The following is a 12119-nucleotide window of genomic DNA, read 5'->3' on the forward strand; positions in this document are numbered from 1 at the left end:
CCGAGCCAGCAGTGCAAAACCCGCGTGGCGGCCCGGCGCCGAAAATTATCCACAAGGAGTCGAAAGCGGATCGCTTCCCGACACCCGAGCAGTTGGATCAATTGCCTGGCCGTCCTCGTGGTGAGAAACCAGCGCTGCTGACCCGCAACCGCTGAGTTTCAAAGCGCCATAAAAAATGCCCCGCCTCTTTCGAGACGGGGCATTTTTTTGCTTTTAAACTGTAGGAGCGAGCTTGCTCGCGAAGAACTCACAGACACCGCGTACATCCAGGTTTCACGCGTCATCGTTGACGTTTTCGCGAGCAAGCTCGCTCCTACATACCAAGCATTACTTCTGCTTCACGCCTTCCAGCGTGATGTCCAGGTCGACAGTCTGCGAAGTCGGGCCTGGGCCTTTCACGCCGAAGTCGTTCAGGTCGATCGTGGTCTTGGCGTTGAAGCCGGCACGTTCGCCGCCCCATGGATCCTTGCCTTCACCGTTGAAGGTGGCCTTGAAGGTCACCGGCTTGGTCACGCCGTGGAAGGTCAGGTCGCCGGTCACGTCAGCGGTCTTTTCGCCGGTGGGTTTAACGGCGGTGGACACGAACTTGGCGTCTGCAAACTTGGCCACGTCGATGAAGTCTTTGCTGGCGATGTGCTTGTCACGTTCAGCGTGGTTGGACCACAGGCTGGCGGTTTTCACGTCGACGGCGATTTTGCTGGCTTCAGGCTTGGCTGCGTCCCAGCTGAAAGTGCCATCCCAGTCCTTGAAGGTACCGTAAATGTAGCTGTAGCCCAGGTGGCTGATTTTCCAATCGATGAAGGCGTGCTGGCCTTCCTTGTCGATCTTGTAGTCAGCAGCCATTACCTGGCCGGCGGACAGCAGGGCGGTACCGATTGCCAAAGCGGCGAGTGTCTTCTTCAACATGTTTTCTATTCCTTGTGAGTCGAGGTTGAACATCAGGCTTTGCGCCCCAGCATTCGCGTCAGGGTCGCATCACGATCGATAAAATGGTGTTTCAGTGCCGCCACGCCGTGCAAGCCGGCGAACACCACCAGCACCCAGGCCAGGTACAAATGCACCCAGCCGGCGGTATCTGCCTGGTCCGGTAGACCGGAAACCACGGCAGGAATTTCAAACAGGCCAAACACCGGAATACCGACACCGTCTGCGGTGGAAATCAGGTAACCGGCAATCATCACGGCAAACAACCCGAGATACAGGAACGCGTGACCAAACGCGGCGCCGATGCGGGTCAGGCGACTGTAGCTGGCCAACGGCGGCGGCGGCGGGCTGACCAGGCGCCAGACAATGCGTACCAGCATGATGGCGAACAGCGTGATGCCAATGCTCTTGTGCAGGTCCGGCGCGTCTTTGCGCCAGGCGCTGTAGTAATCGAGGCCGACCATCCACAGGCCCAGGGCGAACATTCCAAACACCACCAGGGCCACGCCCCAGTGCAAAACCATGCTGACCCAGCCATAGCGGGCCGGTGAGTTGCGTAGCTGCATGTACTTAATCCCGTAAGAACTGTGCCCAAGATTAGCGTTTTACCTATCGAATTAAAGCGGAAAATTTCGCTTTGAAATATCGAGAAATACGATCTGAAGGCTATGCATCATAAATTAACAAGGGATTAAGACTATTCCCAACAAACGTGACAGACCGTCCTGCATTTACCGCGAATTTCCCCACAATGGCTTGTGACCCACGCCACCATTGCATAGGCTTGCGCGATTGTTTCGCCTGCGCAGGTTGCAGGACCGCTTCGAGGAGATGACCGATGGGCTTGAATAACCAGTGGATGCAACGCGACCTCGCGGTGCTGTGGCATCCCTGCACCCAGATGAAAGACCACCAGCAACTGCCCGTTGTGCCGATCAAGCGCGGTGAAGGCGTATGGCTGGAAGACTTCGAAGGCAAGCGCTACCTCGATGCCGTCAGTTCCTGGTGGGTCAACGTGTTCGGCCACGCCAACCCGCGCATCAACCAGCGCATCAAGGACCAGGTCGACCAGCTGGAGCATGTGATCCTCGCCGGTTTCAGCCACCAGCCGGTGATCGAGCTGTCCGAACGCCTGGTGGCCATGACGCCCGCAGGCCTGACCCGCTGCTTCTACGCCGACAATGGCTCGTCGTGCATCGAAGTCGCGCTGAAGATGAGCTTCCACTACTGGCTCAACCGTGGCCTGCCGAACAAAAAGCGCTTCGTCACCCTGACCAACAGCTACCACGGCGAAACCATCGCCGCGATGTCGGTGGGTGACGTGCCGCTGTTCACCGAAACCTACAAGGCGCTGCTGCTCGACACCCTCAAGGTGCCGAGCCCCGACTGCTACCTGCGCCCCGAGGGCATGAGCTGGGAAGAACACTCGCGCACGATGTTCCTGGCGATGGAACAGACCCTGGCCGAACATCACGACAGCGTCGCCGCCGTGATCGTCGAGCCGTTGATCCAGGGCGCCGGTGGCATGCGCATGTATCACCCGGTGTACCTCAAACTGCTGCGCGAAGCCTGCGACCGTTATGGCGTACACCTGATCCACGACGAAATCGCCGTGGGCTTTGGCCGCACCGGCAGCATGTTCGCCTGCGAACAGGCCGGCATCCGCCCGGACTTCCTGTGCCTGTCCAAGGCCCTGACCGGCGGCTACCTGCCGTTGGCCGCCGTGGTCACCACCGATGACGTGTACGACGCCTTCTACGACGACTACCCGACCCTGCGCGCCTTCCTGCACTCCCACAGCTACACCGGCAACCCGCTGGCGTGCGCGGCAGCGTTGGCGACCCTGGATATCTTCGAAGAAGACAACGTGATCGAAAACAACAAGGCCCTGGCCCAGCGCATGGGCAGCGCCACGGCCCATCTGGTGGACCACCCGCACGTGTCGGAAGTGCGCCAGACCGGCATGGTGCTGGCCATCGAGATGGTGCAGGACAAAGCGACGAAGACCCCCTACCCCTGGCAGGAACGCCGAGGCCTGAAGGTGTTCGAGCATGCCCTGGAGCGTGGCGCGTTGTTGCGACCGCTGGGCAGCGTGGTGTATTTCCTGCCGCCGTATGTGATTACGCCGGAACAGATTGATTTCCTTGCCGAGGTTGCGAGTGAAGGCATCGATATCGCCACCAACAGCAAGGTCAGCGTTGCCGTGCCGAAGGATTTTCACCCAAGTTTCCGTGATCCGGGATAGTGTCCAAAATCCCTGTAGGAGCGAGCTTGCTCGCGAAGGTATTCCAGGCACATTACGGCGTCGGGTATACGTTTTTCGCGAGCAAGCTCGCTCCTACAGAAAGACAGAACGTGTGTATGCATAATTTTTCCAGAGAACAGACATGAGACTGTCCCGCTTTTTCACCGACACCCCGCTGAGCCTCGGCGACCTTGAGCTGCCCGAAGCCCAGGCGCATTACATCAGCCGTGTGTTGCGCATGGTCGAAGGCGACGCCGTGCAACTGTTCGACGGCTCCGGCCAGGAGTTTCTCGGCAGCCTGCTGGAAGTCGGTAAAAAACGCGTCACCGTGCAACTGACGCAACGCTTCAACGGCCAGGCCGAATCGCCGCTGCACATCCACCTGGGGCAAGGCCTTTCCCGAGGCGAACGCATGGATTGGGCGATCCAGAAAGCCACCGAACTGGGGGTCAACGCCATCACCCCGATTTTCAGCGAGCGCTGCGAAGTGCGCCTCAAGGACGAACGCGCCGACAAACGCCTGCTGCACTGGCGCCAGGTGGCGATCAGCGCCTGTGAGCAATGCGGGCGTTCAACGGTGCCGGTGATTCACCCGCCGCTGTTGCTGGCGGACTGGTTGAAACAGACCGAGGCGGATTTGAAGCTGGTGCTGCACCCGGTGGCCGAGCCGATGGTCAGCCATGCCAAGCCTTCAAGCCTGGCCTTTCTGATCGGCCCTGAAGGCGGTTTGACCGACGGCGAAGTCGACACCGCCCAAGGCGCCGGCTTCCACGCCGCCCGCCTCGGCCCACGGGTTCTGCGCACTGAAACCGCCCCGGTGGTGGCGCTGGCCGTGGCTCAGCAATTGTGGGGCGACTTCTAACCCTCCCAGTGATCGTTCCCACGCTCTGCGTGGGAATGCCGCCTGTAACGCTCTGCGTTACGACGTTAAATGCGGACGCGGAGCGTCCAGGGATGCATTCCCACGCGGAGCGTGGGAACGATCCTGGGTAGCACTTCTTACTCCACCGGGTCGCTGACCGGCTTGGCGATAATCGCTTTCAACTCACTGGTCATCGGGAATTCCAGGTTCAGGCCCTTGGGCGGAATGGGTGACTCAAACCAGCGCCGGTAAATCCCGTTGATCTCCCCACTGCGATAAAGGTCGCCAAGTGTCTCGTTGACCACCGCAAGAAACTGCGGGTCGTCCTTGCGCACCATGCAGCTGTAGATTTCCCGCGACTGCTCCTCCCCCACCACCACCCAATTGTGCGGATCCTTGGCCTTGGCGCGCTCGCCGTAAAGCAACGCGTCATCCATATAGAACGCCGCTGCACGGCCGGTCTCGAGCATCTTGAAGGCTTCGCCATGGTCCTTGGCGCTGATCACGAACATATTGGCCTTGTGCTCGGCGTTGTAGCTTTTGAGGAAACGCTCGTTGGTGGTACCCGCGGTGGTCACCACGTTCTTGCCCGCAAGATCAGCAAAGCCTTGGATACCACTGTCCTTGGCCGTCAGCAATTGCCCCTTCACGTAGATAAACCCGTAGGAAAACGCCACCTGCTTCTGCCGTTCGGCCGTCACCCCGGTAGAACCGCATTCCAGGTCGACAGTGCCGTTTTGCACCAGCGGGATACGGGTTTGGGAGGTCACTAAGTTGTACTTCACATTGAGCGTGCCCACCCCGATTTTCTGCTGGATGCGCTCGACGATCTTATCTGCCAGCTCCACCGAGTAGCCCATGGGTTTGCCACTGTTATCCCCCACGTAGGAAAACGGCACCGACGCATCGCGATAGCCCAATGTGATGGACTTGGCGTTGGCGATCTTGCCCAGCGTGCCGTCCAACGGCGCTTGGTTCGCATGGGCTTGTGCGCCCAGCAAAAGCGCGAGGGTGCAGCCGGTCAACAGGCTTTTTTTCATTGTTATTCTCCGTTGGTTTTTTCGATTATTTACGTACAGCAATCACGCTGATTTCCACCAGCACACTCGGCCGCGCCAGTTCCGCTTGAAGGGTCGTGCGCGTCGGCGCCATGCCCGGTGAAAGCCAGGCGGACCACACCTCGTTCATCGGTGCAAAACCGCTGCCGATATCTTTCAAATAGATCGTTGCGTTGAGCAGATGATCCTTATCGCTGCCCGCCTGGGCCAGCAGCGCATCAATCCTGGTCAGCACCTCCCGGGTTTGTGTCGCCACGTCCTGGCCATCACCGGGCACCTGGCCCGAGAGGAAAACCAGGTCCTTGAAGGTCACTGCGCCCGAGAGGCGCTCATTGCTGCAGATTCGGGTGATGGTCATCCATACATCCTCATGCGGCGCGGGGCGCAAGGCCCTGCATATCAATGGAAGGCGCGTGTTGCCCGATCAACTCAGCCAGCAACTGGCCGCTGCCGCAGGCCAGGGTAAAACCAAGGGCGCCGTGGCCCAGGTTCAGCCACAGGTTGCGATACACACTGGCACCAATCAGCGGCACGCCAGTGGGGGTGGCAGGGCGCATACCCGCCCACTCCAACGCATGGGCGTAATCGCCAGCCTGCGCAAATGTCTCCAGTGCCTGGCGTTTCATCAGCGCCAGGCGCTTGGGTTCAAGGCTGGCGTCGAAGCCGACGATATCCACCATGGCCGCCACCCGCAGTTGTTCGCCGATGCGCGCATAGACGATCTTGCGGTCGTAGTCGGTAATGCTCACGTTCGGCGCCTGGTGCTGCGCGCCAATCGGCACACTGAGGCTGTAACCCTTGAGCGGGTAAAGCGGCAGCGGCACACCCAACTCGGCGCTGCGATAACCGGCCGCCAGTACCAGATGCTCGACCGGCACCACCTCAGCGCCCAATTCGATAGCCTGCACCGCACCGTCAGCGTGGCGAATGCCGGTGACCTTGCGCCCCAGCAAAAAGCGGCAGCGCCCGGACGCTTCAAGCCGCGCCGCCAAGCGCTGGCAGAAAGCATGACAATCAGCCACCTCCTCATTCGGCGTGTAGATCCCGCCGACAAAACCACCGCCCGCCAGCGCCGGCTCCAGGCGTGCGCAATCGGCGGCCGACAGCACCTGCTGTTGAAGGATATCGGTGACCTTGCTGCGAGCATGCGCAAATGAGCTGGCGTTGCGGAAGGTGACCAGTTTGCCGTTGCGCCGCCAATCGAAGCCGTCCAGGTGATCATCCTCGCGCCATTGCTGCAACGTGTGCTGGCTCAGGGAGGCAAGTCGCAGCAGGTGGGCGGCATTGCGTGTGTTCACCGAGCTACGGCATGCACCGAGGAACGCGGCCATCCAGCGCCATTGCTGAGGGTCGAGGCGTGGGCGCAGCTTTAACGGCGAGTCACCGCGCAACAGCCAACCGATGGCCTGAAGCGGCACGCCGGCATCGGCCAGCGGCGCCACGTAGCGATAGGACAACTGCCCGCCATTGGCAAAGCTGGTTTCACTGCCCAGGGTCTCGCGCGCGTCGATCACCGTCACCTCGTGGCCCGCACGCACCAGCGCATACGCGCTCGCCAGACCAATCACCCCACCCCCAATGATGTGCACCATTCCCGCCGCCCGCCGCTGAATCAAGAGGCCTCAAGCCTAGGGGCAGGTGACAGGCCACCGACAATGAATAAAGATGGGTCACCTATAAACAAAGGTTATGGACTTGCCATGCGCTTGCGTCATATCGAAATCTTCCAGGCCATCCGCCAGACCGGCTCCATCAGCGCCGCCGCGCAGTTGTTGCATGTCTCGCAACCGGCGGTGACCAAGGTGTTGCAGCACGCCGAATTGCAGTTGGGCTTTGCGCTGTTCCTGCGCGTGCGCGGCAAATTGCAGCCCACGCCGGAAGCGCTGGCGCTGGAGAGTGAAGTCGAGAAAGTCACCGCAAGCCTGCAAGGCGTGCGGCGCCTGGCCAAAAGTTTGCGCCACATGCCGGGACAAAGCATACGGATTGGCGCAATCCCGGCGCTGGCCCTGTCCCTGCTGCCACCGGCAATTCTGGAATGGACGCGCGATTACCCGGACATGGCCTGCGAACTGTCCAGCGACCATAGCCGCGAGTTGGTGCAAAAGCTGTTGATGCGCGAGATCGACCTGGCACTGACGCTCAACTTCTCAGGCCATCCTGGGCTGGCTACCCAAGTGCTGGCCAACGGTGTACTGGTGGCGTTGGCGTCCAAGGGCTATTGGCCGGATGCCGAACGGCATCAGCCCTTGCCGTTGGCCGAGCTGGCCGGGGCGCCGTTGATCGGCCTGTCCAGCGCCGACCCGCTGGCGGCGAAGCTGGGCAGCTACCTGGAAAATATCGACCCGCCGCCACGGGTGACGATCTCGGTGCAAACCTATTCCCTGGCGCGTGCGATGGTCGAATCCGGCGCGGGCCTGACCGTGATCGATCCGTTCACCGCGCTGGGTGCCTCAACGGCCACCACCCAGATCCGCACGCTCACCCCACCGCTGCCCATCACCCTCTACGCCCTGACCCGCGCCAACGAGCCACCGCCGCATATGCTGGCCAAGCTGCTGGAGATTTTCGGCAGTCGAGCCTGTGAACTGTTGGCACGTCTCTAAGAACACCCTGGGTCCAATGTGGGAGGGGGCTTGCCCCCTCCCACATTCAAAGCACGTAATGCATGATCGCCACAAAATGCAGCAGGCTGCCGCCAATCACAAACAAATGCCAGATCCCATGGGAGTGCCGCAGACGGTCCTCCAACGCAAAAAAGATGATGCCGACGGTGTACAACACCCCGCCCGACGCCAGCCAGATAAACCCCGCCGTGCCCAGCGCGGCGAGCAGCGGCTTGACCGCCACCAGCACGATCCAGCCCATCACCGCATAGATTACGATGGATAGAATCCGCGCCTCGGAGCGCGGCTTGATCTCCTGCAAAATGCCGATCACCGCCAGCCCCCACACAATCCCGAACAGCGTCCAGCCCCACGGCCCGTGCAGCGTCACCAGGCAAAACGGGGTGTAGCTGCCGGCGATCAACAGGTAGATCGAAAAGTGATCGACCTTCTGCATGATCTCTTTTCGCCGCCCCCGCACGCTGTGGTACACCGTCGAGGCGCTGTACAGCACGATCAGCGTAAAGCCATAAATCGCCACGCTGACGATCTTCCAGGGGCTGCCATCCAGGCTCGCCACCACCAACATCCACACAGCGCCCATGCACGCCGCGACAGCACCGAGCAAATGGCTCCAGGCGTTGAATCGTTCTCCGTGGTACATCTGTCACCGACCTCCTAACTCCAAGCGCACGCGGACAAGCGTCCAGCCTTGCGCATCAGAGTGCAAGCGCGTTATGACGTTCCGACGACGCCGCGCCGTTTTGCGGGCACAATCGAGGGCATGTGAACCAGAGCCACGGCCATGTTGATCGACGAAGAATTCACCCTCAAAAAGCTGGAAATCTTCCTGGCATTCATGCGCACCGGCAACCTGGCCCGCGCCGCCGCCGAATTGCAGACCAGCAACGTCAGCGTGCACCGCGCCATTCATTCGCTGGAAAATGCACTGCGCTGCCCGCTGTTCAAACACGAGGGTCGCAACCTGACGCCGCTGGAAAGCGCCTACGTACTCGAAGAGCGCGCGCAGAAGCTGGTGGCCGACGTGGTCGACAGCGTGCGCCTGACCCGCGAGGCCGCAGGTTTCTCCGCCGAACGCTTCAAGCTCGGCTCGCTGTACTCGCTGACGGTCAAGACCGTGCCGCAACTGATCATGGGCCTGAAAATCCGCCGCAGCGAACTCAACATCGACCTGATTCTGGGCTCCAACTTCGACCTGCTCTACAAGCTCAAGAACATGGAGGTGGACGCGATCCTTATCTCCCTGGATGAGCACGCCAACGACCCCGACTGCGAACAGATCGCGCTGTTTACCGACGACATTTTCCTCGCCACTCCGGCCGAATCACCGTTCGACCGCGAGCAGGAAATTGACCTGGCCGACGTGCGCGACGCCACCTTCATCACCCTCACCCAGGGCTTCGCCACCCATCAGGATGGCAACCGGGTATTCAAGCAGGCGGGGTTCGAGCCCAAGGTGGCGATGCAGGTCAATGACATCTTCACGCTGCTGAGCATGGTCAGCTCGGGGGTGGGTTATGCGCTGTTGCCGGGCCGGATCGCGGCGGTGTACGAGAACCGCGTGAAGCTGATACCGCTGCAGCCCAGGTATCGGTTGCAGCAGCATATCGGCGTGGTGTTCCTGAAGGCCAAGGAGCGCGATCCGAACTTGCTGGCGTTGTTGGCGGAGTGTCGGATGTATGCCAATCGCCAGGCTTGAGATCGCTATCGGGGGCAAGCCCCCTCCCACAGTTGACCGAGTTCCACCATGAGAATGCGGTCAACATGTGGGAGGGGGCTTGCCCCCGATGGCGCCCGACCAAACACCACCATCTCCAAAACTAACCGACCAACCCCCGCACAATGAAGTACAGCAACGAAGGCCCAAGCAGGCAGCCCAACCCGGTATGAAACGTCGCCGTCAGCGCGCCATACGGCACCAACCGCCGATCCGTCGCCGCCAGCCCCGCCGTCACCCCGCTCACGGTGCCGGCCAGGCCCCCGAACACCATCGCCGAACGCGGGTTGTCCAGGCCCATCCAGCGCGCCGCCACCGGCGTGCCGACCATCACCAGGATCGCCTTGATCAACCCGGTGGCAATCGACAGCGCCATCACATCCGAGGTCGCGCCAATCGCCGCGCCGGTCACCGGCCCGACGATGTAGGTCACGGCGCCCGCCCCGATGGTGGTCATGCTGACCGCATCGCGATAGCCGAAGGCCCAGGCCATGCTCGCACCGACGATGAACGGCAGGATCGTGCCCAGCAGCAGGGCAATCACCCCGATCATCCCGGCTTTGCGCGCCTCGGTGGCCTGCACTTCAAACGCCGTGGCCACGATGGCGAAATCCCGCAACATCGCGCCGCCCATCAGGCCGATACCGGAGAACAGTGCCAGGTCCGCCAGGCCCTTCTGCCCGCCCGTAATGGTGCCGCCGACCCAGGCCAGCACCAGGCCGATGACGATGGCAATCGCCGAGCCATGGATGCGCCCGAACGTCAGGCGCTTGGACAGCACCACCGAAATCCACATCACCACGCCCACAAAGGCGAACGCGGTGATCAGGCCATTGTGCTCCAAACCTTTTTCGATGAGGTCCCACATATCAGCGACCTCCTGCAGCGAGGATCAGCGGCTCTTCGGGCGGCAAAGGCTCGCCCCTGTGCGTGCGGCTGATCAGGGCAATGGTGCAACCACACACCACCACCGAACCGATGGCCGCCAGCACCGCCACCGGGCCGCCGTGCAAGGCGGTGACCACGTTCTGCTGCGCGGCCATCGCCACCACCACGGGGATATACATGGCGCCCCAGAAGCCCACGCCCATCTCGCAGTCCTTGGTCATGCCGCCGCGCTTTTGCATCCACAACCGCGCGCAGATCAGCAGGATCATCGCGATGCCCACGCCGCCCACATTGGATTTGACCCCCAGCAACACGCCGAGCATGTCGCCCATGATCACGCCCGCGAGCGTGCAGATCGCCAGCAATGCCACACCGTAAATAATCATTGTTGTTGTCCTCAAAGTGCTCGATCGAAATTGTTGTTGTTGTGCTTCGAAAGCCTTGGGTCGTGCTTTATCGGTGGCGGCGCTCCTCCTCTTGCAGCAGGGCCTGCAAGGTATCCAGGCGCGCGCCCTCGCAGGCGATCACCGTGCCTTGTTCGAAGACGCGGCGTGACAGGCCGGTGAGCACCGCGCCCGGTGGCAGTTCAATCTGCAGGCGCACGCCACGCTCGTAGGCGCTTTGCACGGTGCCGCGCCAATCGACGACGCGGCACATGTTGAAGGCCAGGTCATCGCGCAGTTGCTCAGAGTTGTGGATAGGCCGCGCGCGGGTGCTGCTCAGGTAAGTGATGCGCGGCGCCTTGAGCGGGACGAACGCTTGGGCAAGCGCCTGGGCCGGTTGCTCCAGCAGCACGCAATGGGACGGCACGCTGACCGCCAGGCGCCTGGCGATGCCGTTGCCCTTGATGCGTTCTGCGACACGCTGCATCGCCGCGTCGCTGCCGGCAATGACCGTCTGGTTATCGGCATTGATATTGGCCAGGTACACCGGGGTCTGTGGGCTGTGGATTTCGGCGAGCAATGTTTCGACGGTGGATAACTGCGGGCCGATGATCGCGGTCATCCCGTAGCCCTGTGGATAAGCGCTTTGCATCAGTTCGCCGCGCAGGCTGACGAGTTTGATGGCATCGGCAAAGTCCATTGCGCCGGCGATAACAGCAGCGGGATAGGCGCCGATGGACAGGCCCGCCACGTAGTCCGGTGTGTGCTGCAACAGGCGCGCATGCGCCACGCCAGCCATCAACAGGCAAAGCTGGACGGCGCGCGTCGATTCAAGGGCCTGTGCCGAATCGAGCCGGCGCACGTCTTCACCCAGGGCAGCGCTGGCCTCGTCGAGGACGTCGACGGGCAGCGACTGGAGCATGCCGACTCGCTGGGCGCCCTGCCCCGGAAATACCAGCAAGCTGCTCATGCCACCGCCTGCCAGGGATCGACGACAAGGTGCGCCCCGTTGGCGGTTTTCAGCAGCACCCGGCGTGACGCGCCCGCCCATTCACGCAAGGCGACAGCGCCGACGGGGGTTTGCAGTTGCAGGTCGACGGCGCACGGTGCGCTATCGAGCATCGCCAATAACGTGTGCGCCTGGTCACGCTCAAGCGGCTCGGGGGTGCGCAGGATCAAATCCAGATCGCTCGCGGCATGCAACGCTTCGATGCCGCTGGCCAATTCGAATCCGGCACTGCCGCTGACGCCCCAGTCGTTATGCGCCAACAGCGGCCGCAGTTGATCAAGTGCCCGCAACGCCGGCAAATCCCGCGGCGAGGTCACGTCCCGCAGGGCTTCGGGGGCCACACGCCGTTGCACCGCGGCAATCGGCATCTGCGCGGCAAACCGCTGCTCACGCAAACGCCCCCTTACAC

Annotated in this window: 15 protein-coding genes; 5 read left to right on the forward strand and 10 right to left on the reverse strand. The window is 61.8% G+C overall.

Translation table 11 applies throughout. The features are described from left to right. A partial coding sequence (locus BFP90_RS29455; RefSeq protein WP_370671675.1) for a hypothetical protein occupies positions 1-155 on the forward strand: 155 nt, incomplete at its 5' end. A 172-nt stretch (positions 156-327) separates the two neighbouring features. Here BFP90_RS29455 and BFP90_RS01045 read toward each other — a convergent pair. Both BFP90_RS01045 and BFP90_RS01050 read right to left on the reverse strand, forming a co-directional pair. Beyond that, a complete protein-coding gene (locus tag BFP90_RS01045; RefSeq protein WP_065885385.1) occupies positions 328-906 on the reverse strand; it encodes a YceI family protein in 579 nt (192 codons plus the stop codon). A gap of 32 nt (positions 907-938) precedes the next feature. Next, entirely contained in the window at positions 939-1490 is a 552-nt protein-coding gene (locus BFP90_RS01050) for a cytochrome b (RefSeq protein WP_065891549.1), read from the reverse strand. 272 nt (positions 1491-1762) lie between these two features. Here BFP90_RS01050 and BFP90_RS01055 point away from each other — a divergent pair, with 272 nt between their 5' ends. Both BFP90_RS01055 and BFP90_RS01060 read left to right on the forward strand, forming a co-directional pair. Further along, a complete protein-coding gene (locus BFP90_RS01055) occupies positions 1763-3169 on the forward strand; it encodes an adenosylmethionine--8-amino-7-oxononanoate transaminase (protein WP_065891550.1) in 1407 nt (468 codons plus the stop codon). A 142-nt stretch (positions 3170-3311) separates the two neighbouring features. Next, a complete protein-coding gene (locus tag BFP90_RS01060) occupies positions 3312-4031 on the forward strand; it encodes a 16S rRNA (uracil(1498)-N(3))-methyltransferase (protein WP_065895751.1) in 720 nt (239 codons plus the stop codon). 137 nt (positions 4032-4168) lie between these two features. On the opposite strand, the gene BFP90_RS01065 is transcribed toward BFP90_RS01060, so the two are convergent. From BFP90_RS01065 to BFP90_RS01075, 3 genes are read right to left on the reverse strand one after another with little or no spacing between them, the layout of a single operon-like run. Beyond that, positions 4169-5071, reverse strand: coding sequence for a transporter substrate-binding domain-containing protein (locus tag BFP90_RS01065; RefSeq protein ID WP_065895752.1), 903 nt, complete (start codon positions 5069-5071; stop codon positions 4169-4171). A gap of 25 nt (positions 5072-5096) precedes the next feature. Beyond that, positions 5097-5447, reverse strand: coding sequence for a RidA family protein (locus BFP90_RS01070; RefSeq protein WP_065895753.1), 351 nt, complete (start codon positions 5445-5447; stop codon positions 5097-5099). A gap of 10 nt (positions 5448-5457) precedes the next feature. Next, positions 5458-6681 carry a D-amino acid dehydrogenase gene (locus BFP90_RS01075; protein WP_065891554.1) on the reverse strand — a complete coding sequence of 408 codons (1224 nt, stop codon included), beginning with the start codon at positions 6679-6681 and terminating at the stop codon, positions 5458-5460. A 108-nt stretch (positions 6682-6789) separates the two neighbouring features. Here BFP90_RS01075 and BFP90_RS01080 point away from each other — a divergent pair, with 108 nt between their 5' ends. Further along, positions 6790-7692, forward strand: a complete 903-nt coding sequence (locus BFP90_RS01080; RefSeq protein ID WP_065895754.1) for a LysR family transcriptional regulator — start codon at positions 6790-6792, stop codon at positions 7690-7692. A gap of 46 nt (positions 7693-7738) precedes the next feature. On the opposite strand, the gene BFP90_RS01085 is transcribed toward BFP90_RS01080, so the two are convergent. Further along, the gene (locus tag BFP90_RS01085) at positions 7739-8356 is read right to left on the reverse strand and encodes a PAQR family membrane homeostasis protein TrhA (protein WP_065895755.1); all 618 of its coding nucleotides are present in this window, start codon (positions 8354-8356) and stop codon (positions 7739-7741) included. A 141-nt stretch (positions 8357-8497) separates the two neighbouring features. On the opposite strand from BFP90_RS01085, the gene BFP90_RS01090 reads away from it, so the two are divergent. After that, entirely contained in the window at positions 8498-9412 is a 915-nt protein-coding gene (locus tag BFP90_RS01090; RefSeq protein WP_065891557.1) for a LysR family transcriptional regulator, read from the forward strand. Between the two features lie 121 nt (positions 9413-9533). On the opposite strand, the gene madM is transcribed toward BFP90_RS01090, so the two are convergent. The 4 genes from madM to BFP90_RS01110 all read right to left on the reverse strand — a co-directional run. Beyond that, on the reverse strand, positions 9534-10298 hold the full coding sequence (madM, locus tag BFP90_RS01095) for a malonate transporter subunit MadM (RefSeq protein ID WP_065891558.1): 765 nt from the start codon (positions 10296-10298) through the stop codon (positions 9534-9536). Between the two features lies 1 nt (position 10299). Beyond that, positions 10300-10704, reverse strand: coding sequence for a malonate transporter subunit MadL (gene madL / locus BFP90_RS01100; protein ID WP_065891559.1), 405 nt, complete (start codon positions 10702-10704; stop codon positions 10300-10302). Positions 10705-10771: 67 nt separating this feature from the next. Further along, entirely contained in the window at positions 10772-11671 is a 900-nt protein-coding gene (mdcH, locus tag BFP90_RS01105; RefSeq protein ID WP_065895756.1) for a malonate decarboxylase subunit epsilon, read from the reverse strand. Then, a partial coding sequence (locus BFP90_RS01110; protein WP_065895757.1) for a malonate decarboxylase holo-ACP synthase occupies positions 11668-12119 on the reverse strand: 452 nt, incomplete at its 5' end. The genes mdcH and BFP90_RS01110, both read right to left, overlap by 4 nt.

Origin of the sequence: Pseudomonas sp. 24 E 13, assembly GCF_900004715.1 — a bacterium.
In the GTDB taxonomy this organism is placed as follows: Bacteria; Pseudomonadota; Gammaproteobacteria; order Pseudomonadales; family Pseudomonadaceae; genus Aquipseudomonas; species Aquipseudomonas orientalis_A.

Coding starts and splice junctions, on each gene's coding strand:
- BFP90_RS01045 (WP_065885385.1), bottom strand. CDS start 906: ATGTTGAAGAAGACACTCGCCGCTTTGGCAATCGGTACCGCCCTGCTG.
- BFP90_RS01050 (WP_065891549.1), bottom strand. CDS start 1,490: ATGCAGCTACGCAACTCACCGGCCCGCTATGGCTGGGTCAGCATGGTT.
- BFP90_RS01055 (WP_065891550.1), top strand. CDS start 1,763: ATGGGCTTGAATAACCAGTGGATGCAACGCGACCTCGCGGTGCTGTGG.
- BFP90_RS01060 (WP_065895751.1), top strand. CDS start 3,312: ATGAGACTGTCCCGCTTTTTCACCGACACCCCGCTGAGCCTCGGCGAC.
- BFP90_RS01065 (WP_065895752.1), bottom strand. CDS start 5,071: ATGAAAAAAAGCCTGTTGACCGGCTGCACCCTCGCGCTTTTGCTGGGC.
- BFP90_RS01070 (WP_065895753.1), bottom strand. CDS start 5,447: ATGACCATCACCCGAATCTGCAGCAATGAGCGCCTCTCGGGCGCAGTG.
- BFP90_RS01075 (WP_065891554.1), bottom strand. CDS start 6,681: ATGGTGCACATCATTGGGGGTGGGGTGATTGGTCTGGCGAGCGCGTAT.
- BFP90_RS01080 (WP_065895754.1), top strand. CDS start 6,790: ATGCGCTTGCGTCATATCGAAATCTTCCAGGCCATCCGCCAGACCGGC.
- BFP90_RS01085 (WP_065895755.1), bottom strand. CDS start 8,356: ATGTACCACGGAGAACGATTCAACGCCTGGAGCCATTTGCTCGGTGCT.
- BFP90_RS01090 (WP_065891557.1), top strand. CDS start 8,498: ATGTTGATCGACGAAGAATTCACCCTCAAAAAGCTGGAAATCTTCCTG.
- madM (WP_065891558.1), bottom strand. CDS start 10,298: ATGTGGGACCTCATCGAAAAAGGTTTGGAGCACAATGGCCTGATCACC.
- madL (WP_065891559.1), bottom strand. CDS start 10,704: ATGATTATTTACGGTGTGGCATTGCTGGCGATCTGCACGCTCGCGGGC.
- mdcH (WP_065895756.1), bottom strand. CDS start 11,671: ATGAGCAGCTTGCTGGTATTTCCGGGGCAGGGCGCCCAGCGAGTCGGC.